Here is a 23,477-nt window from a genome sequence, read left to right on the forward strand (position 1 = left end):
CAGACAGGCATGTTACTCCCTGGACCGAAATCGGCCCACCGGCGCGCAATGCTGGTGGTTGGACTATCGACACGGCAAGGCGTGCGGATGAAAAAAACCGGCTGCAGCTTTATAGTGCCGAGCTTTCTCCCAGCAATTGCGACTGCAGAAGCCCATGTCCGAAGCCCGCAAGATCCTCGTCACCAGCGCCCTGCCCTACGCCAACGGCTCGATCCACCTCGGCCACATGCTCGAGTACATCCAGACCGACATGTGGGTGCGCTTCCAGAAGCTGCGCGGCAACCAATGTGTGTACGTCTGCGCCGATGACGCGCACGGCTCGGCGATCATGCTGCGCGCCGAAAAGGAAGGCATCACGCCGGAGCAGCTGATCGCCAACGTGCAAGCCGAGCACAGTGCCGATTTCGCCGACTTTCTGGTCGACTTCGACAACTTCTATTCGACGCATTCGGATGAGAACCGTGAGCTCGCCGAGCTGATCTACACGCGCCTGCACGATGCGGGGCACATAGCGACGCGCTCGGTGACCCAGTATTTCGACCCCGAGAAAGGCATGTTCCTCGCCGACCGCTTCATCAAAGGCACGTGCCCGAAGTGCGGCGCCGAAGATCAGTACGGCGACAACTGCGAGAAGTGCGGTGCGACCTACGAGCCGACCGAACTGAAAGATCCGCGATCGGCGATCTCCGGCGCCACCCCGGTGCTCAAGGACTCCAAGCACTTCTTCTTCAAGCTGCCCGACTTCGAGGCGATGCTCAAGGAATGGACCCGCGGCGGCGCGCTGCAAGAGTCGGTGGCCAACAAGATCGCCGAGTGGCTCGATGGTGGCCTGCAGGAATGGGACATCTCCCGCGACGCCCCCTACTTCGGCTTCGAGATCCCCGGCGAGCCGGGCAAGTACTTCTACGTCTGGCTGGATGCACCGATCGGCTACATGGCGAGCTTCCGGAATCTCTGCAATCGCCGCCCCGAACTGTCCTTCGACGCTTTCTGGAGCAAGGACTCGAGTGCCGAGCTGTACCACTTCATCGGCAAGGACATCATCAACTTCCATACGCTGTTCTGGCCGGCCATGCTCGAGGGCGCGGGCTTCCGCAAGCCGACCGCGGTGAACGTGCACGGCTACCTGACGGTGAATGGGCAGAAAATGTCCAAGTCGCGCGGCACCTTCATCAAGGCGCGCACCTATCTTGAGCACCTCAATCCCGAATACCTGCGCTACTACTACGCCTCCAAGCTCGGCCGTGGCGTCGACGACCTCGACCTGAACCTCGAGGATTTCGTGCAGAAGGTCAATTCCGACCTGGTCGGAAAGGTGGTCAACATCGCCAGCCGCTGCGCCGGCTTCATCCACAAGGGCAATGGCGGCGTGATGGTCGACGCCGATCCCGAGCCGGAACTCTGGGCAGCCTTCCAGGCCGCCGCGCCGAGCATCGCTGATGCCTACGAAGCGCGCGACTTCGCCCGAGCCATGCGCGAGATCATGCATCTGGCCGACCGCGCCAATGCCTGGATCGCCGACAAGGCGCCCTGGGCACTGAACAAGGTCGAGGGCAAGCAGGCCGAGGTACAGGAAATCTGCGCACTGGGTATCAACCTGTTCCGCCAGCTGGTCATATTCCTCAAGCCCGTGCTGCCCAATCTGGCCGCTGCCGCCGAGCGATTCCTCAACGTCGAGCCGCTCAGCTGGTCGGACCACGCAGCGCCTCTGGCCAACCACTCGCTCAACGCCTTTACCCCACTGATGACTCGCATCGAGCCCGCAAAGATAGACGCCATGATCGAAGCCTCCAAAGAAGACCTCGCCGCCCAGGCCACCGAAGCAGTTGCCCAAGGTAACGGCGAGCTGATCAAGGAGCCGCTGGCGCCGGAAATCAACTTCGACGCCTTCGCTGCGGTGGATCTGCGCATAGCCCTGATCGAGAAGGCCGAGTTCGTCGAGGGAGCCGACAAGCTGCTGCGCCTGACCCTGGACATCGGCGACGCCAAGCGCAACGTGTTCTCGGGCATCAAGAGTGCCTATCCGGAACCGAGCAAGCTGGAAGGCCGACTGACGCTTTACGTCGCCAACCTGGCACCGCGCAAGATGAAGTTCGGCCTGTCCGAAGGCATGGTGCTGGCCGCAGGCCCGGGCGGCAGCGAGATCTACCTGCTTAGCCCGGACGCCGGCGCCAAACCTGGCCAGCGCGTCATGTAACCTGGCCCTGCGAGCCGGTCACAAAGCCGGCTCGCAGGCCTGACGCCCCATGGGAAAGCCATGCGCGAACCTATCGATCCTTCACGCTGCCCGCTGTGCGGCCAGCCCAACCAGTGCGCCGAATGCGAACCCGGCGCGGAACAGCCTTGCTGGTGCGTGTCGCTGACCATTCCAGCCAGCACCCTCGACCGCCTCCCCGACGCGCTCAGAAACCGGGCCTGTCTCTGCCTCCGCTGCGCCCGCAGCGAGCCCTGCAGCGACGCCTGATGCGACTCGACCGCTACCTCGCCAGCCGCGCACAACTCAGCCGCCAAGACGTCCGCCGCCTGCTGGCCGAAGGGCGGGCGCGGGTGAATGGCAATGTCGCACTGGAGACGGATCGAGAAATACGGATCTTCGACCGCATCGAACTCGATGGCGAACTGCTGCAGCCTGGGAAAGCCGCTCGCTATGTGATGCTGCACAAGCCGGCCGGCTGCGTTAGCGCGACGCACGACACAACCCACAGGACCGTGCTGGATCTTATCGACGAACCAGAGAAGCACGACCTGCACATCGCCGGGCGCCTGGACTTCAACACAACGGGGCTGATGCTGCTCACCAACGACGGTCACTGGTCGCGCCGCCTGACCCAACCGAGCAGCCGGCAAGGCAAGGTCTACCTGGTCGAAACCGAGGACGAGATTTTGCCGGAGTGCATCCCGGCCTTTGCCAGAGGCCTCTACTTCCGCTTCGAGAACCTCACGACTCTGCCCGCTCAACTCACGCTGCTCGGCCCGCGTCAGGCCCGACTGACCCTGCACGAAGGGCGCTACCATCAGGTCAAACGTATGTTCGGCCATTTCAACAATCGCGTGACCACGCTGCACCGCGAGAGCATGGGCCCACTGCAGCTCGACCCGGCGCTCCCGGCCGGCAGCCATCGCCCGCTGACTGAGCAAGAGGTTGCGCAGATCTAGAGGCGACGCGAGTTACCGGAAAAATCATCATCGCCCTTCATTTCCCCCACGCCTTCTGGTAAAAAGGCAGCCGTCGCGGGCGTCGTATAATGGCATTACCTGAGCTTCCCAAGCTCATGACGAGGGTTCGATTCCCTTCGCCCGCTCCACTGCATCATTCTGCGGACTTCCGCAGAAGTCCAAGAGAGTCTGCAAGTCGTTGCCACACAAAGACTTTTTCTCTCTTTGACGTTCTGCTGTGGTCCACTGCGATCCGCCTACAGCCGGGACTTTTAAGTCCACAAACAAGTCCATTTTTGCGGGCGCGGCTGATTCCGGATTGTTGATGGAGAGGCGAGGTCGACGTGACCAGCATCTGGTTCCTGACTCATGTTCGGAGCAAGAGCATGGCACTCTCAGACCTGGCCGTTCGACAGGCCAAGGCGACTGGCAAGGCATACACCCTCCCTGACCTGGATGGCCTCTCCCTGGCCGTCACCGCTGCCGGTGGCAGGACTTGGCACTTCCGCTACTACTGGGCGGGCAAGCAGAAGCGGATGTCGCTCGGCACCTACCCGGAGGTGACGCTTCGCGAGGCCCGCAGCCTGCGCGATGAAGCGCGCGCCCTGCTGGCCAAAGGCACCAATCCTCGCGATCACCGCAAGCAGAAGCGCACCGCTGTCCGGCTCGCCGACGAAAACACCTTCGAGGCGGTGTATCGCAAGTGGCTCAAGCATCGCGGGCTCAGCCTCAAGGAAGGCCGGCAGACGACTCTCTCGATCCTTCCGCGCATCTTCGACAAGGATGTGCTGCCGACCTTGGGCAAGCAGTCGATCTATGAGATCAAGCGGCCCGACCTCCTGGAGGTGATCGCCAGGATCGAGAAGCGCAGGGCGCTCTCCGTCGCCGAGAAAGTCAGGACGTGGTTCAACCAACTGTTCCGCTACGCGCTGGTGATCGTGCCGGGCCTGGAGCAGAACCCCGCCTTCGATCTCGATGTGGTGGCGCTGCCGCTGCCACCCGTCAACCACAACCCGTTCCTGCGCATGGCCGAGCTGCCAAGGCTGTTGCAGCGGCTGCGCAGCTATCGCGGCCGGCGGCAGACCCAGCTCGGGCTGCGGCTATTGCTGCTGACCGGCGTGCGAACCGGAGAGCTGCGGCAGGCGATGCCGGATCAATTCGATCTGGACCGAGGGCTGTGGATCATCCCGCCCGACGTCGTGAAGCAACTCCAGGTGGATATGCGCAAGAAGCGGCAGCAGCCGAAGGACATCCCGCCCTACATCGTGCCGCTGTCGATTCAGGCCATGGAGATCGTCCGGCACCTGCTCGATGAGTTCAAGCCGGCCCAGCGCTACCTGTTCCGGCACGACAGCGACCTGAAGAAGCGCATCAGCGAGAACACGCTCAATGGTGCGCTCAAACGCATGGGCTATCAGGAACGCCTGACCGGACACGGTATCCGTGGCACGATGTCCACTGCGCTCAACGAGATCGGCTACCCGAAAGTCTGGGTGGATGCACAGCTTTCGCATGTCGATCCCAACAAGGTCAGCGCGACCTACAACCATGCCGCGTACGTGGAGCAGCGTCGACGCATGATGCAGGACTGGGCCGATCGCCTCGACCTCTTCGAGCAGAACCAGGTCGAGGCGGCCAGCATGCCGCTCACCGTGCATCTGGAAGGCGTGCCCGCATTCCCCACTGAGCAAACCGCAAGCGCGCCCTCTACGCCGGTTGCCGCTTCGCCAAGCCTGCTCGTGACGAAGCCGGGTGACGCCATGCCGTTGGTTTCTGCCGCCGCACATCGGCTGCCGGCAGTGCCGCCCCAGCGATCGGCCGCGCCGCTGGTACCTTCGGACATTCAGCGCGAGAGAATGGATTTGTTCGATGTCTTCGAAGCGCCGCACAACCTTCCCGTCGCTGCGTTTGCCAAGATAGCGGGCAAATCCCGCAGGTGGATCAGCTATGAGATCCAGGCGGGCAACTTGCTGGCTTTGAACGTGGGCAACCGCGGCCAGCGCGTGCCGGACTGGCACCTCGACCCGCTCAAGCACGAGCTGATCCAGTCTGTCCTGAAGCTGACCAGGGGTGCGGACCCTTGGCAGATCTACCATGCACTGCTGCAGCCGCGCTCGATGCTGCGGGGGCGCTCGGCACTGGAGGGCGTGACTGCCAGCAATCTCGACAAGCTCGTCATGGCCGTGAGCACAGCGGTGAAGGAAAGCGAATGGACCCCGCTGCGGGTCGGGGTCGTGTAGTCAAACAACGGGCCGGTAAGGGATGGCCTGGACATTATTCATATTAGTGATACTAATATTCATTTATGGTTTATTGACTATTAGAATACAGTCAATGATCATGGAACCATAAAACATATAAATAAAGAAGCTAGATCTATGGAACTTCTCGTACTACCGAACAATCGCCGCTTGCCTTTTGATTCCGGTGCCAACCTTTTGGAAGTGCTCCGTGAGCACCGTGTGGGTATTTCCTACAGCTGTATGTCTGGACGATGCGGTACTTGCCGCTGCCGAGTTATAGATGGCAGCGTCATTAGTTCGGCGGCGAAAAGCGGTGACTCAAATCGCATCGAAGAGCATTATGTACTCGCCTGTCAGTCAGTGCTCACCAGCAATTGCGCAATTGAGATCATAGACTCAGACGACATAGTCACTCACCCGGCGCGAATCATCAAAGGCATGGTTGTCGCCGTCGAGTCGCCCACTCACGATATTCGCCGCATCCGCATTCGCCTCGCCAAGCCCTTCGAGTTCTCACCCGGACAGTACGCGATGCTACAGTTCAGTCCCGAACATGTGCGTCCATATTCAATGGCTGGTCTGCCAGATGACCAAGAAATGGAGTTCCATATCCGCAAAGTGCCGGGCGGGCGTGTCACGGAGTATATTTTCGAGCACGTCCGCGAAGGTACAAGCATTAAGTTGAGTGGGCCTCTTGGTACGGCCTATCTGCGTCAGGCTCACACCGGGCCGATGCTGTGTGTGGGCGGCGGGACCGGACTCGCACCGGTGCTGTCGATTGTTCGCGGCGCGCTGAAGTCGGGAATGACGAACCCCATCCACCTTTATTTCGGGGTGCGCAGTCAGCAAGACCTTTACGACGCAGACCGATTGAACCAACTCGCGGCTATCCACCCTCAACTGACTGTCCATACAGTGATCGCGACGGGCCCGATTAATGAGGGCCAGCGGGCCGGCCTAATTACCGATTTGATTGAAAAAGACATTCCCTCGCTGGCTGGGTGGAGAGCCTACCTGTGCGGCGCACCAGCGATGGTTGACGCTCTATGCACCGTCGCCAAAGATCTTGGAATATCGCCCGAGCATATTTATGCCGACGCCTTCTATCCCAGCGGGGTCTGAATTGCCCCGACCCTGCACCTCTGTACATCGAGAATTCATCAGGAAGACACTTAAATGAGCATCACTAACAACAGCCGCGTCTGAATATTTAGGACAGCTGGATGATCTCTAACTCCATCATTACCCCATTTGAAGATAGCTTTATGACAGAAAAATGGATTGACGCAGTCGCTCTTTATGAAATCCCTGAAGGTGACGTCCTCGGCGTGACAGTCGAAGGTAAGGAACTAGCGCTGTATGAAGTGGAAGGCGAAATCTACGCTACCGACAACCTGTGCACACATGGTGCTGCCCGCATGAGTGATGGCTTTCTAGAAGGCAGAGAAATTGAATGTCCTTTGCATCAAGGTAGATTTGATGTTTGCACAGGCAGGGCCTTGTGCGCCCCTGTGACACAGAACATCAAAACATACCCGGTGAAGATTGAGGGCCAGCGTGTGATGATTGATTTGAGCTGAGAATTTTAATAGGAGGCACCCCGGACCCTAGAGCGTAATCCCCCCCATTCGATCTCTTTAGGTGAAAATATGAATTACAAAAATAAAAACTTGGTGAGTGAATCTGGGCTGACCCAAAAACACCTGATTCATGGCGACGAAGAACTTTTCCAGCGCGAACTGGAAACCATTTTTGCTCGGAACTGGCTTTTCCTGACTCATGACAGCCTGATTCCGTCCCCTGGCGACTATGTTACGGCAAAAATGGGGGTTGATGAGGTTATCGTCTCCAGGCAGAACGACGGTTCGATTCGTGCTTTCCTGAACGTTTGTCGTCACCGTGGCAAGACGCTGGTACACGCAGAAGCAGGTAATGCTAAAGGTTTCGTTTGCAGCTATCACGGCTGGGGCTTCGGCGCTAACGGTGAACTGCAGAGCGTCCCGTTTGAAAAAGAACTGTATGGCGAGGCGCTCGACAAGAAATGTATGGGATTGAAAGAAGTCGCTCGTGTAGAGAGCTTCCATGGCTTCATCTATGGTTGCTTCGATGAGGAAGCCCCTTCTCTCAAAGACTACATGGGGGACGCTGGCTGGTACCTGGAGCCTATGTTTAAGCATTCCGGAGGGCTAGAACTGATCGGTCCTCCAGGAAAGGTCATAATCAAGGCTAACTGGAAAGCGCCCGCGGAAAACTTTGTGGGGGATGCGTACCACGTGGGTTGGACGCATGCGGCTTCGCTTCGCACAGGGCAGTCGGTCTTCTCGTCGTTAGCTGGCAACGCAGCTTTGCCCCCAGAAGGTGCAGGTCTGCAAATGACCTCCAAATACGGCAGCGGCATGGGTGTGTTGTGGGACGGATATTCAGGCGTGCACAGCGCAGACCTGGTTCCGGAATTGATGGCCTTCGGCGGTGCTAAGCAGGAACGGCTGAACAAAGAAATTGGCGAGGTTCGCGCACGAATCTATCGTAGCCACCTCAACGGCACCGTTTTCCCGAACAACAGTTTTCTGACCTGCTCGGGTGTCTTCAAGGTATGGCACCCGATCGACGCAAATACCACTGAGGTATGGACCTACGCCATGGTCGAAAAAGACATGCCCGAGGATCTCAAGCGCCGCTTGGTCGACGCGGTTCAGAGAACGTTTGGGCCTGCTGGCTTCTGGGAAAGCGACGACAACGACAATATGGAAACGGAATCGCAAAACGCCAAGAAATATCAGTCCAGAGATGGCGATCTGGTTTCCAACCTGGGTTTCGGCGGGGACGTATACGGCGACGAGGTTTATCCTGGCATCGTCGGCAAATCGGCGATTGGCGAGACCAGTTATCGTGGCTTCTATCGGGCTTACGGCGCGCACATCAGCAGCTCTAGCTGGGCTGAATTCGAGGATGTCTCTAAAAATTGGCATACCGAACTGGCAAAGACTACTGATCGCTAACAGACGAGAGGGACCATGATGATTAATATTCAGGAAGACAAGCTTGTCTCCGCCCACGACGCCGAAGAGTTTCTTCGTTTCTTCAATTCCGGCGACGAGGCTTTGCAACAAGAAGCTACCACGTTGCTAACCCGGGAAGCGCATCTTTTAGACATTCAGGCTTACCGCGCCTGGTTAGAGCACTGCGTGGACTCAGAGGTGAAATATCAGATTATCTCACGCGAACTGCGCTCAGCTTCCGAGCGCCGTTACCAGCTCAATGAAACCATGAACATTTTCAACGAGAATTATGAACAACTGGAAGTTCGCGTAGCGCATCAACTGGATCCGCAAAACTGGGGCAATAGTCCAAAGGTGCGCTTTACTCGTTTCATCACAAATATCCAGGCTGCAATGGACGAAAATGAAGATTTGCTTCACATTCGCTCCAACCTAATTGTTCACCGAGCACGACGCGGCAATCAAGTCGATGTCTTCTATGCCACTCGGGAGGATAAATGGAAGCGCGGCGAAGATGGAGCGCGTAAGTTGGTCCAACGATTGATTGATTATCCAGAGCGCACATTCCAGACGCACAATGTGATGATCTTTATGTGACCCAATAATCGCCTTTACAAATGGTGACTGCTACAAGCTGTCCCATTGTTCAAAAGGAAATTTGTGTGTATGAGCAATCAACAAGTCGTTTCGATAACCGGTGCTGGCTCAGGAATTGGTCTCGCACTGGTTCGATCCTTTAAGTCCGCCGGTTATTGCGTATCCGCTCTCGTACAAAACGAGGAGCAAAAGGCGAGCCTTTGCAATGAGTTCAAGGACGCACTCGAGATCGTCGTGGGCGATGTCCGGGACCACGCAACAAATGAGAAGCTGATAAAGCAAACAACCGATAGATTCGGCCATCTCGATTGTTTCATTGCAAATGCCGGTATTTGGGATTACATGCTTGGCATCGAAGAGCCTTGGGAGAAAATATCGAGCAGTTTTGATGAGATATTCAACATCAATGTCAAGAGCTATTTCAGCGGTATCAGGGCCGCCCTGCAGGAACTGAAAAAGACTAGCGGATCAGTGGTGATGACCGCTTCAGTGTCGTCCCATGCGGTCGGTGCTGGTGGTTCTTGCTACATCGCCAGCAAGCATGCGGTCCTGGGCATGATGAAAGCTTTGGCTTACGAATTGGCTCCCCACATTCGCGTCAACGCCGTAGCACCGGGCGGCACTGTGACGTCTCTGAGCGGTCCCGCAAGCGCCGGCTTCGACAAAACTCACATGGAAAACATGCCCGGTATCGAGGACATGATCAAGGGTCTAACGCCTCTTGGATTTGCAGCCAAGGCCGAAGACGTAGTGGCACCCTATTTGTTGTTGGCGTCGCGAGATCAAGGGAAATTCATTACCGGGACTGTCATTAATATAGATGGAGGGATGGCGCTCGGTCGCAAGTAGGTTTGTCGCCTATCTTGAAATAATAACTAAATTTCTGGTAAAACCGCATGAATACAAAATTGTTTATCAACAATGTCTGGGTCAATTCCAGTGACCAACAGACCTTCGAGCGAAAGCACCCCGTCAGTGGTGAGGTGATGACGGAGTGTGCAAACTCCACGGTGATGGATGCGTTAAAGGCCGCGCAAGCTGCCCAAGAGGCTTTCCAGACCTGGAAGACTGTTGGACCTTCGGAGCGTCGCCGCCTTCTGCTGAGGGTCGCTGAGGTTATGGAAAGTAAAACACCCGAGTTTATCGAAGTGATGGCCAAGGAGGTGGGAGCCTCCGCTCTTTGGGCCGGCTTCAATGTCCAGATGTCAGCCAATGTGTTCCGTGAAGCGGCATCGCTGGCTACACAAATTCAGGGGGAAACTATTCCGACAGACAAGTCTGACACGCTCTCAATGACGCTACGTCAGCCGGTCGGTCCGATCCTGAGCATCGTGCCGTGGAACGGCACCGCAGTGCTGGCGGCACGAGCCATCGCTTATCCGCTGGTCTGCGGCAACGCGGTGGTATTCAAAGGTTCTGAGTTTAGTCCCGCGACGCATGCCCTGATCACCCAGTGCGTGCAGGAAGCCGGGCTGCCTGCTGGCGTGCTCAACTATCTCAACTCTTCGCCTGACCGTTCGCCCGAGATCGCCGACGCACTGATCTCAGCCAAGGAGATCCGACGCATCAACTTCACGGGCTCCACCCGCGTGGGCAGTATTATCGCGCAGAAGGCCGCGCAACACCTCAAGCGCTGCCTGCTGGAGCTCGGTGGCAAGTCCCCACTTATTGTTCTGGATGACGCGGACATCGACGCAGCTGTCAAGGCAGCGGTGTTCGGTAGCTTCCTGTTCCAAGGTCAGATCTGCATGTCCACTGAGCGCTTGGTGGTTGATGAGAAGATCGCCGACGAATTTGTCGCCAAGTTTGCCGAAAAGGCCAAGCGTTTGAGCGCGGGCGACCCATGCGTAACTGGCGACTGCATCATCGGCCCAATGGTCTCGCCAAATTCAGGCGAGCGGATCAATGGTTTGTTCAAGGACGCGATCGACAAAGGAGCCACAGTTGCCTGCGGCGGCATGGCCCAAGGTGCGGTCATGCCGGCCACGATCCTGGATCACGTCAAATCCAACATGCGGATCTACGATGAGGAGACCTTCGGTCCCATCACTGTGGTGATCCGTTGCAACGGCGAAGCAGAGGCCATTCGCATTGCCAACGACAGCGCCTATGGCCTGTCGTCGGGCGTATTTGGCCGCGACATCAACCGTGCTTTGCGCGTGGGCATGTCCATCGAATATGGTTCAGTGCACATTAACGGATCGACTGTCCAAAGCGAGGCGCAGGCTCCATACGGAGGCACTAAGAACACTGGCTACGGGCGCTTCGACGGCCGTGCTGTGATCGATGAGTTCACAGAGCTCAAGTGGCTGACCATCGAGCCTTTCGAGCAGCAGTATCCCTTCTAATAAGCACTAACTCCAAGGAATCAAACTATGAGTAAGCAACCTGCAGTTATTGAACTCGGATACATGGGCATCTCGGTCAAGGATCCTGATGCGTGGAAATCATTCGCCACGAATATGCTGGGCCTGCAAGTTCTTGATGAAGGTGAGAAGGACCGTTTCTATCTACGTATGGATTACTGGCATCATCGAATCGTGGTCCATCATAACGGCCAGGACGACCTGGAATACCTGGGCTGGCGTGTGTCCGGAAAACCGGAGTTCGAGGCTCTCGGTCAAAAACTCATTGACGCCGGTTACGATGTTCGCGTCTGCGATAAAGCCGAGGCTCAGGAACGAATGGTGTTGGGCCTGATGAAGACAGTAGATCCAGGCGGCAACCCGACCGAGATATTCTGGGGCCCCCGGATCGACATGAACAACCCGTTCCATCCCGGCCGCCCCCTGCACGGCAAGTTTGTGACTGGTGACCAAGGCCTGGGTCATTGCATCGTTCGCCAGACCGATGTCGAAGCTGCCCACAAGTTCTATAGTCTTCTGGGCTTGCGTGGGGACGTCGAATACCGGATCCCGCTGCCCAACGGCATGACTGGCGAACTAACGTTCATGCATTGCAATGGTCGGGACCACTCCATTGGGTTTGGTGCCATGCCCGCTGAAAAGAGGCTCAATCATGTGATGCTTGAGTACACCGACATAGAGGATCTGGGATACACCCATCAACAGTTTGTAAAGAACGACATTGACATTGCCTTGCAACTTGGCATTCATGCTAACGACAAGGCGCTGACGTTCTATGGCGCAACACCTTCCGGCTGGCTCATTGAGCCCGGCTGGCGAGGTGCCAAGGCCATAGACGAAGCGGAGTACTACGTTGGAGACATCTTTGGCCATGGTATCGAGACCACTGGCTACGGCATGGATGTAAAATTGAGTTAAAACTACAACCAAAGTTACAGGCGCAGGCTCTCTTCCAGATATGCGTTGGGGAAAATTACTTATGCTCCTGCAGTATTAATTTTCCCGATTTTGCTCCGGTTCACCCTCACATCGGGGCTGTAATAGATTATGCAAGGATCGTGGCGAATGAGGATGCTAGTCTCAGTCGTTCGATGCAGATCATGCATGGGGCCCAGCACTGCAAGTTCATGTTGACTTAACGAGCGACTGGCTCGTTAGTATTGATATCCGGAAGCTGTTCCTTAAACCGAACGTATAAAGGTGATTGGGCTCCAAGAGGCTACAGCTACGGTAACTCTAGATCCGTAATTTGGAGTCGGTCGCGATTGGACAACGATTCTGACTAACCTAGTTCCAGCTTTTTTACCTAACCAAGAGTGTCTCCATGTCGAATAAAACTATGAAACCAGCGCGTCTTACTGCCGAGGATATCCATGGTGTCTGGGCTATTATGCCAACGCCGGCTACTCCGGATGCTTCTAACTGGCGCAGCACTAACACAGTTGACTTAAACGAGACTGCTCGCATAGTTGAAGAACTGATTGCGGCTGGTGTCAACGGAATTTTAAGTATGGGCACTTTTGGCGAGTGCGCTACGTTGACCTGGGAGGAAAAACGTGACTATGTTTCGACGATTGTCGAAACCATTCGTGGTCGCGTGCCTTATTTCTGCGGCACCACGGCCTTGAATACCCGCGAAGTCATCCGCCAAACTCGTGAGTTTATGGATATGGGCGCCAGCGGTACCATGCTCGGTGTCCCAATGTGGGTGAAGATGGACCTGCCCACAGCGGTCCAGTTCTATCGTGATGTTGCAGAGGCGGTACCGGAGGCTGCCATTGCGATTTACGCTAACCCTGAAGCCTTCAAGTTCGACTTCCCTCGCCCCTTCTGGGCAGAAATGTCCAAAATTCCGCAGGTAGTAACTGCCAAATATCTAGGCATCGGAATGCTTGACTTGGACCTGAAATTGGCACCCAACATCCGCTTCCTTCCACACGAGGATGACTATTACGCGGCCGCACGCATCAATCCTGAGCGCATGACCGCGTTCTGGTCAAGCGGCTCCATGTGCGGCCCGGCTACCGCCATCATGTTGCGTGATGCAGTGGATCAGGCCAAGAGCAGCGGTGACTGGATCAAGGCCAAAGCCATCTCCGATGACATGCGCGCAGCCGATTCGACATTGTTTCCGCGTGGCGACTTTTCGGAGTTCTCGAAATACAACATCGGACTTGAAAAAGCACGCATGGATGCAGCTGGCTGGCTCACAGCTGGACCATGCCGTCCGCCCTATAACATCGTCCCAGAAGACTATATTGCTGGCGCCCTTAAGTCAGGCAAAGCTTGGGCCGCACTGCATGCTAAATACAGCAAGGAATTGAAGTAGTCCAACTCGATTGGTCTGGCGAAATGCTGGAAAAGACGCTGAACGATTTGAAATATATTAGATTAATCATATTTCTTGCGCTACTAGTAGGCGTCGCCAGTTCGGCAAATTTAGCTAAGACTGCTAGTCTCGCAGACTCGGGTGTGAAGTCAGGCTTTAGGAATACCGAATGAAGCCAGCATATCAAGCCGACGATGGGTGCCATCCTTGATGAGGCAACCCACTGTTGGTTGGCTTAGTTTTTTGGAGTGTTTGATTGTGATTGTTGATTTCTATTTCGACTTTTTGAGCCCTTTTTCTTACTTGGCTAACCATCGCTTGTCGAAGCTAGCCCACGATTATAGCTTTTCCATTCGCTATCACTCGATTGATTTGGCGCGAGCCAAAATCGCCATCGGAAACGTAGGCCCCTCCAATCGCGATCTGAAAGTCAAACTTGCCTATTTGATGGTGGATTTAAAACGCTGGGCCGAGCTGTACGGATTACCGTTTTTATTTCCTGCCAATTACAATAGCCAACGGATGAATGCTGGGCTCTATTACTCGGGTGCCGAAACGCAGACTGCTGCTTACGTGAATACAATATTCAATGCAGTTTGGGGGGAAGGTATAGCTCTGGACTCGGAAAGCCTGCTTGCCCTAGTGTGCGGGACTCTAGGGTGGGATCGCGCTGCTTTCGAGGAGTTTCTCAGCAGCGACGCTGCAACAAATGCGTATGATGAGCATACCCAGGCCGCCATCGAACGTAAAGTATTCGGTGTACCAACGATGTTTTTGGGCGATCAAATGTGGTGGGGCAACGACCGTCTATTTATGCTCGAGAACACACTGAGGTGCGGCTGTAGTGCTGGAATAGCCGCCGCGGGGGAAACCGGAGTAAAACCGGTAACAGAATGAGATGGAAATCAAAGCGGCAATAGTCCGTAAAAAAAACGGCCCATTCTTATTCGGGCATGTAGCTCTTAATGAGCTGCAGAAGATCAAGTTCTCGTTATATTGGTTGCGACCGGGTTGTGTCATACGGATCTGATTTGTCGCGATCAGCATTATCCGGTTCCGCTCCCGATGGTTTTAGGGCATGAAGGGCCTGGTGTAGTTCCTGCTATTCAATCGTAAGCTTCGTGGAATCGTCGAAGATCAGTCGATTTCAGATATTTTTATTCCGAGGTTGGTGGAACTTTATCGCCAGGGGAAGTTTCTATTTTACAAGCTAATTAAGTTTTATCCTTTTGAGGAAATCAATCGAGCCGCCGAAGACTCGGAAGAAGGGGTCACGCTCAAGCCGGTGCTCCATATTGGTTGAAACGTGCTGGTAGAATTACGCGGCTCGTGTGGGCTTTTCTAAGGTTGCGGGCAGTTTGCTTTTAGTGATGTTGTATCCCAAAAACAAAATTAATAAACGGTGGAACATATGATTAAAAAAAAAAATTTACTCAATAAAACAATTAGTGCTGCGATCTTGGGTATTGCGTCAAGCCATGCGGTAGCGACGGATGGTTTGATTTTGGAGGGCTTTGGCGCGGTTTCCAGAAGCATGGGCGGTACGGCTGTTGCTCATTATGTCGGGCCCGCGTCAATGATGGTCAACCCAGCGACAATGGACTTGTCTGATGCGACAGGTGAAATACTGCTAGGGCTAGATCTGATTACCACAGATATCAGCGCCACCAATCTTGGTACAGGCGAGAAAGCGTCATCAAGTCGGCATTCTAATAATAGAGGCCCCTATGTTGCCCCTCAGCTTGCTTTTATCCGTAAAGTTTCTAACTGGACCTTTGGCGCGGGCATATTCGCACAAGCGGGGATAGGGGTCGAGTATGGGAAGGACAGTTTTTTGTCCCGCGGCGATATTGGCGGAATGGGCTATGCCGCCGATGCTGATACCGGCCTTGAGAACGCCAGTCGCTTGTTTATACTTGACATACCTTTTGCCGTGAGTTTTAAGATTAACGATCGTCTTGTTATCGGTGGATCGCTAGATGCAAAATGGAGTGGTTTGGATCTCGATTATTTGCTGGGAACGAACCAGTTGGGTAGTCTCGCCGGTGATGGGCGTGTGTCCGGTTCGCTGTTGGGCTTGATCGGCACTTTACCCGACCCGCGGGGTGTGCATTTGAGCGTTAGCCAAAACAAGGAACTTCCGAGTGGTGTCGATGGTTGGGGATACTCGGGTAGGTTAGGTTTGCTATATAAGATTACGCCAACGACCAAGTTGGGTATCTCCTACATGCTCAAAAGCCATATGAACGACTTGAAAGGGAAGGGGACTGTTACCGCGGTAGATGGCCTCATCGGTAATGTGCCTATCGAGGGCGAGGTTCGTGTTTTAGACTTTAATACCCCTGCCAAACTTGACGTGGGTCTGAGCCACCAAGTTACGGACAAATTACTCGTTGCTGTTGATGTGTCTCGCGTTTTTTGGAAGGATGCCTGGAAGGATATAAAGGTAGGGTTTTCTAGTGATGTTGGTGATGTCGACTTAAGACTTCCTCAAAATGCCAAGGATCAAACAATAGTGGCGATTGGGGCTTCGTATGCAGCTACCCCGAATTTAACAGTGCGAGCAGGTTACCGTCAGGCGACGCAGCCCTTTAATGATGAGGGATTGTTGGCGCTAGTTCCGGGTATTTTGCGGAAACACGCTTCCTTGGGATTCAGCTACCAAGTATCAAAATCGGGTAGGTTCGATGCTGCGTATTCGCATGCCTTCGAGCAAAGTATGACCAATCGATCGGCTTACAACACCTCGTCGCCCGTGAGATCGTCCATGTCGCAAGATAATTTCGTCTTAGCCTATAATTATTCATTCTGATTAAATCGCTATCGTGAGCATCTGAAGTTCGTACTAATTAATTTTAGCCGCTGTCTTTGTTGGCTCGATCTTCGGGGGCAATAGCGATCTGGTTGACTAGGATGGTCTGAAGTAGTCACGTATTTCTGGCTGACTTCAGCCCTGCCAATTTTAAAAGCGGCGATTCGTCTAAAAAACGATCGAATCATCCATTCTTTCTGGATTTTTAGCCGCCGCGAGCACCTCGCGGCGGCCATTTCCCGCATTACAGGCGCACCTCTCCTGTATTCGCCAGTAAATGTCGGCGCGCCATCCACAGGTTCGACAGGGCGAACAGCGTCACCAACTGCGCCGTGTTCTTCACCAGCCCTCGAAAGCGAACTTTGGTGTAACCAAAGTAAGCGCTCCATAAACCCACCTACCGCTAAGGACGGTCTGAAGTAGTCACGTATTTCTGGCTGACTTCAGCCCTGCCAATTTCAAAAGCGGCGATTCGTCTAAAAAACGATCGAATCATCCATTCTTTCTGGGTTTTTAGCCGCCGCGAGCACCTCGCGGCGGCCATTTCCCGCATTACAGGCGCACCTCTCCTGTATTCGCCAGTAAATGTCGGCGCGCCATCCACAGGTTCGACAGGGCGAACAGCGTCACCAACTGCGCCGTGTTCTTCACCAGCCCTCGAAAGCGAACTTTGGTGTAACCAAACTGGCGCTTGATCACCCGAAACGGGTGCTCGACCTTCGCCCGCACCTGCGCCTTGGCCTTCTCGACCTTGCGCTTGGCTTTGTAGAGCGGGCTGCTCTTGCCAAGCTTCTTGTAAGTGCTGCGGCGTGCCGCGACGTAAGCGCTCCATAAACCCACCTACCGCTAACAAGGTTCGCAAGTCAGGATGCAGTTGCTGGCGAGCAGTTCCATGGCAGCAGTGCTTCGCAGTCGTCTACGCTGCTGGCGGTCGGCAGGCGTTCGAGGATGTGGCGCAGCCAGGCGTAAGGTTCCTGGCCGTTGGCCTTGGCGGTTTCGATCAGGCTGTAGATCTGCGCGCTGGCCCTGGCGCCTTTCGGGGTGTCGCTGAACAGCCAGTTCTTGCGGCCGATGACGAACGGGCGGATGGCGTTCTCGGCGCGGTTGTTGTCGATTGGCAGGTGGCCGCCTTCGAGGTAGCGCACCAAGCGGCTCCAGTTGCTGGCCAGGTAGTTCACCGCCTTGCCCAGGGCGGTCTGTCCGGCGACCTGTGGTTGGGTCTTGTCCAGCCAGGTCTTAAGTTGGTCGATGATCGGTCGGCTGCGCTGCTGGCGGGCGGCGAGGCGCCCGCTGTCGTCGGCTTCTTTCAGCTCACGCTCGATGCCGTAAAGCTTATTGATCAGGTTCAGCACGATGTCGGCGCGCCCGGTCTTGCCCTTGGGCTGCACCTTCTGTGCTTCGACGAACTTGCGTCGCGCATGCGCCCAGCAGGCCAGGCGTTCGATGCCCTCTTGTGCGGCCACGGCGTTGTAGCCGGCATAGTCGTCAGTCATCAGGTAGCCGCGGTAGCCTGCGAGCAGGCGCAGCGGTACTTCCTGCGCACGGCTGGATGAGTAGTCGAACAGGATCACCGGTTTGTCGGGTGGCCCACCGCTTTGCACCCACATCCAGGATTGCGTGGTGGGGTCACGACCCGGCTCATGCAGTACCTGCAGCCGGGTTTCGTCGCAGTGCAGCACCGGGTAGTCGAGCAGCCGGTCGCGCATCAGGTTGATCACGGGTTGCAGCTGTTCGCCGCACTGGATTACCCAGCGCGCCAGGGTCTGGCGAGAGATGTCGATGCCGTGCCGGCTGAGCATCCTCTCGAAGCGGTACAGCGGGATGCCGTCGGCGTACTTGGTGGCCAGCAGCATCGCCAGCACGCTGGGGCTGGCCAGGCTTTTCTCGATCAGCTGGGCTGGCTTGTCGGCGGTGACCGGTGCCGCTTCGCAGGCCTTGCAGGCATAGGTCTTGCGGATATGGCGGATCACCCGCACCTGCATCGGGATGATCTCCAGCTGCTCGCTGGTTTCTTCGCCGATGGCCTGCTTGCGGCAGCCGCACTCGCAGGTCAGCGCGTGCTCGGGCAGTTCGTGAATGACGTCAATACGCGGTAGCTTGGCCGGCAGCGGCTTGCGCTTGCCACGGCGCTTGAGCGGCACCATAACCTCTTCTGCCTCAGCTCCATCACCGCCTGGCTCGTCAGTGCAAGCACCCTCTTCGACCAGCTCTTCGGCCTCGTTGAACATGGCCAACTGCGGCGAGTCGCGCATCCTCGGGGCTGCGCTCTGACTTCGGCGAGAACAGTTTGTGGCGCAGCAGAGCGACCTGTTCCTGAAGTTGACTGATTTTGTTCAGATCAGATTGACGTGCCAGCAACACTTGCGACAGCAACTGTTTGAGCGCGTCGGGATCGTCAGGAAGGGTATCGGGCACGGCAATCATGGCCGTGGATTATACCGGCTCAGGCCACGTAACGCGGCGTCAGGACTTGATGAGGGCGGTTTCGCCAGAGGTCGATGCCGTCGAGCAGCCAGTTCAATTCGTCGACCGTCAGCTCGATGGGCTCATCGCCGGCATCGGGCTTGGTCTTGAAGCGCTCGGCCTCTAGGCGTTTGAGCCACAGGCAGAAACCATTACGCTCCCAATAGAGGATCTTCACCTGGTTGCGGCTGCGATTGAGGAACACGAACAGTACCGGGTTGAACACTTCCACCTTTATATCCAACTCGACGAGTGCCGCCAGGCCGTTGATGGATTTACGAAAGTCGACAGGCTTGGGATAGAGATAGACCTTCTGCACCTTGGCGTCGGGACGCATCATGGCAGCTGCTCCTGAAAAGAAATCAGGAGCGCAGCATCGTCTGGCTATCGGTTCGTTTGAAGATGGGGTTTATGGAGCGCTTACTAACCAAACTGGCGCTTGATCACCCGAAACGGGTGCTCGACCTTGGCCCGCACCTGCGCCTTGGCCTTCTCGACCTTGCGCTTGGCTTTGTAGAGCGGGCTGCTCTTGCCAAGCTTTTTGTAAGTATTGCGGCGTGCCGCGACCTGCCAGATCACCCATAGGGCGCCGTCGAGAGCACATTGACACTGCCGCGCTTCGCGCCATGAAGCTTGCCGCGACGATTGCGCTCCATGATCTTGGCGCGCTCGTATTCAGCGATCATGCCCTGCATCTGCAGCAACAGCGCCTCTTCCGGGGTCGCGCCGATGGCGTGATTGAGGAATCACGACCTCGACGCCGAACGCCGACAGTTCCTCGATGAGAAGAACCTGGTGCGCGTACTTTCGCGATAGGCGGTCCGGTGACAGCACGTAGAGACGCTCGATCAAGCCGAGTGCCGCAATCGATACGACCGGCAGTGATCTTGCGCAGCCCGCTTGCACATTGGTTGGCAACGGGGGAAGCTCATTAAGGAAACTCTGAAGAAGACTTCCTGATTTGGCAAAATGCCCAGACTCTCCACCCGCCCGAGTTTCCGATGAAACAGATCACTTTCGCCGACGCCGAGTACGCCGGTAAGCGCAAGCAGACCCGCAAGGAATTGTTCCTGATCGAGATGGATCGGGTTGTGCCATGGAAGGGTTTGATTGCCTTGATCGAGCCGCATTACCCCAAGGGCGAAGGCGGCCGACCCGCCTATCCGCTGATGGCGATGCTGCGCGTACATCTGATGCAAAACTGGTTCGGCTACAGCGATCCGGCGATGGAAGAAGCGCTGTACGAGACCACCATCCTGCGTCAGTTCGCCGGGTTGAGCTTGGAGCGCATTCCTGACGAGACCACCATCCTCAATTTCCGCCGGCTGCTGGAGAAGCATGAGTTGGCGGCCGGTATCCTTGGCATGATCAATGGCTACCTGGGAGATCGCGGCCTGTCGCTGCGCCAAGGCACCATCGTCGATGCCACGCTGATCAATGTGCCGAGTTCGACCAAGAACAAGGACGGCAAACGCGACCCGGAGATGCACCAGACCAAGAAGGGTAACCAATATTACTTCGGCAGTGCGACCCGAAAGTCGCATGGGTTTCTGTTCCGCAGGTTAACGCCCGACGGAACCGACTGTTCCACCACTCGTTCCCTACCCAGACAGGCGTGGCCGGTAACAGCCGGGTCTGAAGCTCTGGGACAATGTTACCGCCGATATTTCGGTAGGTCGAACCGCGAGGCCAGACTGAATCTGCCAGCATCAAGGCGGAGATTAGCTAGGGATGAGCGGGTACGGCTAACACAAGTGAACCTCATATAAACGTCGTCATAGTGTCGAGCCTGCTGGAAATGACCTGAACCGGGCACCGGTTGCGTGATGCAACCGGCCATTCACGATGCTCTGCGAGCGCCCAAGTCGGCGTTCGGATGCCAAGGAGCTGCACTTTCGAATCCTGGCTCAGTCCGGATGAGTGTTTTTAGAGGTGCCCCAAGAGGCTTAGGCCATCAAGACCCAGGATGGTAAAGATTTCCACAACTCGCTTCCCGGTTAATCGCAATGCTGCTCCGCTTAGGTGAGTAGCATTGCACCACAGGTCTTCTACGGTAAATTACATTCCGAGGTGACGTAGAAAGCCCGCATCACAACCAGGTGCCGCCCTGGCGTTCATCCGGCTCGTTGAGATCGCTAGCATCGAAGCCGTGGATCCAATCGAGGTGATGCACCATGGCATCATGAGATGCAAGACGTGCATCGCGCCGATCCCTCTCTTCACCCGGTGGCAAGTGCAACATATCGCCAGTGGTCACGGACGCATACACAACTTTGCGCGCCCGGCCACGACGCAGTCGCTCGTAACGTTCAAAGGTTTCTGCAATCGACGCGGAACCCGCAGCGGCAATGCAGTCAGCAAGGACCACGGCATCCTCGATCGACTGGTTGGCACCCTGTCCATGGTGCGGTACTAGGGAATGTGCAGCATCACCGAGCAGCGTTACCCGACCTTTGCTCCAGCGGCCAAGGGTCATACGATAAACCATTCCCCATCGCTGATTTACTGTCTTCAAGGTGTTCGAAGCGATCATCTCGACGAGAGCAGGATGCCAGTCCTTGAAGAGGCGTAGCTGTTCACCGTCGTCTGTAGGCGCAGTCGACTGTTTTAGTGGCCAAGTCGTCGGAGTGCGCTCTACGAGAAAGAAATTGATGTCTCCTTTTCTGTCTCCGCCGATCGGGTAGTGAAGACAGTGGCCGGACTCACCCATCCAGAATTGAATAGCGGTCGGATCAGGCATGCTCGGTATTTTATCGATTGGAACAATCCCACGAAATGCTGTGTACCCCGCGTATATGTAATCTTCATAGCCGAGCATCAAATTCCGTACGGTGGAACGCATCCCGTCAGCACCGATGACTATATCGGCTTCCGCTTTGCTGCCATCCTTAAAATGTAACACTACCTGTTCGCCAGTGTCATCGATATTTACTAGGCGTTTATTCAGGTGGATGCGTTCCATACCCACCTTGGTGGAGAGGATTCGTTGCAACTCGGCCCGGTGGATGCCGAGATATGGGCCGCCGAAAAGGTCTCGATACGCCAGCCCGCCGGCGTGCCTGCCGATTTCACGGCCAGTCTTTCCGTCCCGGTAGATCAAAGCAGAGATTTCAAACGCAGCCTCGTCAAACTCCTCGCCCAAACCCCAGTGGTTATAATAAAAACGCGTGGCATTGGCGGATAATGCGACCGCGGCACCCACCTCACGCAACTCCTCCGCTTGCTCGTATATATCAACGTCGATACCGTGGTGGCGCATCGCAATCGCAAAGGTCAAGCCACCGATGCCGCCACCGACCACAGCAATGCGGCGTATTTTATTGGTTTCTTTTTCATTCATAATTATTATCTCTTTCTTATAAGGATGGTCTGAAGTAGTCACGTATTTCTGGCTGACTTCAGCCCTGCCAATTTTAAAAGCGGCGATTCGTCTAAAAAACGATCGAATCATCCATTTTTTCTGGATTTTTAGCCGCCGCGAGCACCTCGCGCCGGCCATTTCCCACATTACAGGCGCACCTCTCCTGTATTCGCCAGTAAATGTCGGCGCGCCATCCACAGGTTCGACAGGGCGAACAGCGTCACTAACTGCGCCGTGTTCTTCACCAGCCCTCGAAAGCGAACTTTGGTGTAACCAAACTGGCGCTTGATCACCCGAAACGGGTGCTCGACCTTCGCCCGCACCTGCGCCTTGGCCTTCTCGACCTTGCGCTTGGCTTTGTAGAGCGGGCTGCTCTTGCCAAGCTTCTTGTAAGTGCTGCGGCGTGCCGCGACCTGCCAGATCACCGCCCGGCCTTCATGTTCGGAGCGCTTTTCGACGCCCGTGTAGCCGGCATCGGCGCAAACGACGTTTTCGTCGCCGTGCAGTAACTTGTCGACCTGAGTGACATCCGCCACGTTGGCTGGCGTACCGACTACGCTGTGTACCAGACCCGACTCATCATCCACTCCGATGTGGGCCTTCATGCCGAAGTAATATTGGTTACCCTTCTTGGTCTGGTGCATCTCCGGGTCGCGTTTGCCGTCCTTGTTCTTGGTCGAACTCGGCGCATTGATCAGCGTGGCATCGACGATGGTGCCTTGGCGCAGCGACAGGCCGCGATCTCCCAGGTAGCCATTGATCACGCCAAGGATACCGGCCGCCAACTCACGCTTCTCCAGCAGCCGGCGGAAATTGAGGATGGTGGTCTCGTCCGGAATGCGCTCCAGTCTCAACCCGGCGAACTGACGCAGGATGGTGGTCTCGTACAGCGCTTCTTCCATCGCCGGATCGCTGTAGCCGAACCAGTTTTGCATCAGATGTACGCGCAGCATCGCCATCAGCGGATAGGCGGGTCGGCCGCCTTCGCCCTTGGGGTAATACGGCTCGATCAAGGCAATCAAACCCTTCCATGGCACAACCCGATCCATCTCGATCAGGAACAATTCCTTGCGGGTCTGCTTGCGCTTACCGGCGTACTCGGCGTCGGCGAAGGTCATCTGCTTCATCGGAAACTCGGGCGGGTGGAGAGT

At 56.0% G+C, this 23,477-nt stretch carries 19 protein-coding genes, 1 tRNA gene and 5 pseudogenes; 17 read left to right on the top strand and 8 right to left on the bottom strand.

All coding sequences use genetic code 11. The features are described 5' to 3' along the window. Window positions 1-154: 154 nt before the first annotated feature. From metG to CL52_RS20785, 16 genes are all read left to right on the top strand, one after another. Window positions 155-2,197, top strand: a complete 2,043-nt coding sequence (gene metG, locus CL52_RS14335) for a methionine--tRNA ligase (protein ID WP_043221451.1) — start codon at window positions 155-157, stop codon at window positions 2,195-2,197. A gap of 60 nt (window positions 2,198-2,257) precedes the next feature. After that, window positions 2,258-2,464 carry a cysteine-rich CWC family protein gene (locus CL52_RS20765; RefSeq protein ID WP_074519816.1) on the top strand — a complete coding sequence of 69 codons (207 nt, stop codon included), beginning with the start codon at window positions 2,258-2,260 and terminating at the stop codon, window positions 2,462-2,464. Further along, entirely contained in the window at window positions 2,464-3,156 is a 693-nt protein-coding gene (locus CL52_RS14340) for a pseudouridine synthase (RefSeq protein WP_043221454.1), read from the top strand. The genes CL52_RS20765 and CL52_RS14340 overlap by 1 nt, the downstream gene beginning before the upstream one ends. Before the next feature lie 75 nt (window positions 3,157-3,231). Continuing rightward, a tRNA-Gly gene (locus CL52_RS14345) sits at window positions 3,232-3,305 on the top strand. Window positions 3,306-3,542: 237 nt separating this feature from the next. Next, a complete protein-coding gene (locus CL52_RS14350) occupies window positions 3,543-5,396 on the top strand; it encodes a tyrosine-type recombinase/integrase (protein ID WP_043223221.1) in 1,854 nt (617 codons plus the stop codon). A 138-nt stretch (window positions 5,397-5,534) separates the two neighbouring features. Then, window positions 5,535-6,521 carry a 2Fe-2S iron-sulfur cluster-binding protein gene (locus tag CL52_RS14355; RefSeq protein ID WP_009399900.1) on the top strand — a complete coding sequence of 329 codons (987 nt, stop codon included), beginning with the start codon at window positions 5,535-5,537 and terminating at the stop codon, window positions 6,519-6,521. A 143-nt stretch (window positions 6,522-6,664) separates the two neighbouring features. Further along, a complete protein-coding gene (gene ndoA, locus CL52_RS14360) occupies window positions 6,665-6,979 on the top strand; it encodes a naphthalene 1,2-dioxygenase system ferredoxin NdoA (RefSeq protein WP_009399901.1) in 315 nt (104 codons plus the stop codon). Window positions 6,980-7,048: 69 nt separating this feature from the next. Beyond that, window positions 7,049-8,398 carry an aromatic ring-hydroxylating oxygenase subunit alpha gene (locus CL52_RS20770; RefSeq protein ID WP_074519818.1) on the top strand — a complete coding sequence of 450 codons (1,350 nt, stop codon included), beginning with the start codon at window positions 7,049-7,051 and terminating at the stop codon, window positions 8,396-8,398. Between the two features lie 15 nt (window positions 8,399-8,413). After that, window positions 8,414-8,995, top strand: coding sequence for an aromatic-ring-hydroxylating dioxygenase subunit beta (locus tag CL52_RS14375; protein ID WP_003292055.1), 582 nt, complete (start codon window positions 8,414-8,416; stop codon window positions 8,993-8,995). A 69-nt stretch (window positions 8,996-9,064) separates the two neighbouring features. After that, window positions 9,065-9,844 carry a 3-(cis-5,6-dihydroxycyclohexa-1,3-dien-1-yl)propanoate dehydrogenase gene (hcaB, locus tag CL52_RS14380; protein ID WP_043221459.1) on the top strand — a complete coding sequence of 260 codons (780 nt, stop codon included), beginning with the start codon at window positions 9,065-9,067 and terminating at the stop codon, window positions 9,842-9,844. A gap of 47 nt (window positions 9,845-9,891) precedes the next feature. Beyond that, a complete protein-coding gene (locus CL52_RS14385) occupies window positions 9,892-11,343 on the top strand; it encodes an aldehyde dehydrogenase (protein ID WP_014819635.1) in 1,452 nt (483 codons plus the stop codon). A gap of 27 nt (window positions 11,344-11,370) precedes the next feature. Beyond that, window positions 11,371-12,279 carry a 1,2-dihydroxynaphthalene dioxygenase gene (gene nahC, locus CL52_RS14390; RefSeq protein WP_020307243.1) on the top strand — a complete coding sequence of 303 codons (909 nt, stop codon included), beginning with the start codon at window positions 11,371-11,373 and terminating at the stop codon, window positions 12,277-12,279. A gap of 406 nt (window positions 12,280-12,685) precedes the next feature. Beyond that, entirely contained in the window at window positions 12,686-13,690 is a 1,005-nt protein-coding gene (locus CL52_RS14395; RefSeq protein ID WP_003292061.1) for a dihydrodipicolinate synthase family protein, read from the top strand. A 258-nt stretch (window positions 13,691-13,948) separates the two neighbouring features. Then, window positions 13,949-14,587 carry a 2-hydroxychromene-2-carboxylate isomerase gene (locus tag CL52_RS20775; protein WP_074519820.1) on the top strand — a complete coding sequence of 213 codons (639 nt, stop codon included), beginning with the start codon at window positions 13,949-13,951 and terminating at the stop codon, window positions 14,585-14,587. Between the two features lie 114 nt (window positions 14,588-14,701). Beyond that, window positions 14,702-14,806 (top strand): alcohol dehydrogenase catalytic domain-containing protein, encoded by a 105-nt coding sequence (locus tag CL52_RS21700; RefSeq protein ID WP_180983588.1) that lies wholly within the window; start codon window positions 14,702-14,704, stop codon window positions 14,804-14,806. Between the two features lie 295 nt (window positions 14,807-15,101). Then, window positions 15,102-16,502 carry an OmpP1/FadL family transporter gene (locus tag CL52_RS20785; protein WP_040138055.1) on the top strand — a complete coding sequence of 467 codons (1,401 nt, stop codon included), beginning with the start codon at window positions 15,102-15,104 and terminating at the stop codon, window positions 16,500-16,502. Window positions 16,503-16,746: 244 nt separating this feature from the next. Here the strand turns inward: CL52_RS20785 and CL52_RS20790 are convergent. From CL52_RS20790 to CL52_RS21515, 6 genes and pseudogenes are all read right to left on the bottom strand, one after another. Beyond that, window positions 16,747-16,878, bottom strand: a pseudogene (locus tag CL52_RS20790) (IS5/IS1182 family transposase); the annotation flags it as partial. 176 nt (window positions 16,879-17,054) lie between these two features. Beyond that, window positions 17,055-17,321, bottom strand: a pseudogene (locus tag CL52_RS14400) (transposase); the annotation flags it as partial. A gap of 44 nt (window positions 17,322-17,365) precedes the next feature. Next, window positions 17,366-18,926 (bottom strand): annotated as a pseudogene (gene tnpC, locus CL52_RS14405) (IS66 family transposase). A gap of 19 nt (window positions 18,927-18,945) precedes the next feature. Then, complete coding sequence (gene tnpB, locus CL52_RS14410; RefSeq protein ID WP_003292067.1) at window positions 18,946-19,305, bottom strand: IS66 family insertion sequence element accessory protein TnpB; 360 nt, start codon at window positions 19,303-19,305, stop codon at window positions 18,946-18,948. Window positions 19,306-19,391: 86 nt separating this feature from the next. Continuing rightward, window positions 19,392-19,544: pseudogene (locus tag CL52_RS14415) on the bottom strand (transposase); the annotation flags it as partial. Further along, a complete protein-coding gene (locus tag CL52_RS21515) occupies window positions 19,541-19,660 on the bottom strand; it encodes a hypothetical protein (RefSeq protein ID WP_313666383.1) in 120 nt (39 codons plus the stop codon). The pseudogene CL52_RS14415 and the gene CL52_RS21515, both read right to left, overlap by 4 nt. A 306-nt stretch (window positions 19,661-19,966) precedes the next feature. Between CL52_RS21515 and CL52_RS14425 the strand changes: the two are divergent. Next, window positions 19,967-20,488, top strand: a pseudogene (locus tag CL52_RS14425) (IS5 family transposase); the annotation flags it as partial. A 566-nt stretch (window positions 20,489-21,054) separates the two neighbouring features. On the opposite strand, the gene CL52_RS14430 reads toward CL52_RS14425, so the two are convergent. Both CL52_RS14430 and CL52_RS14435 read right to left on the bottom strand, forming a co-directional pair. Beyond that, entirely contained in the window at window positions 21,055-22,473 is a 1,419-nt protein-coding gene (locus CL52_RS14430; protein WP_003292084.1) for an FAD-dependent monooxygenase, read from the bottom strand. Next, the gene (locus CL52_RS14435; RefSeq protein WP_014819624.1) at window positions 22,473-23,453 is read right to left on the bottom strand and encodes an IS5-like element ISAch1 family transposase; all 981 of its coding nucleotides are present in this window, start codon (window positions 23,451-23,453) and stop codon (window positions 22,473-22,475) included. The genes CL52_RS14430 and CL52_RS14435 overlap by 1 nt, the downstream gene beginning before the upstream one ends. Window positions 23,454-23,477 lie beyond the last annotated feature (24 nt).

It is taken from the genome of Stutzerimonas balearica DSM 6083 (assembly GCF_000818015.1).
Lineage (GTDB): Bacteria > Pseudomonadota > Gammaproteobacteria > Pseudomonadales > Pseudomonadaceae > Stutzerimonas > Stutzerimonas balearica.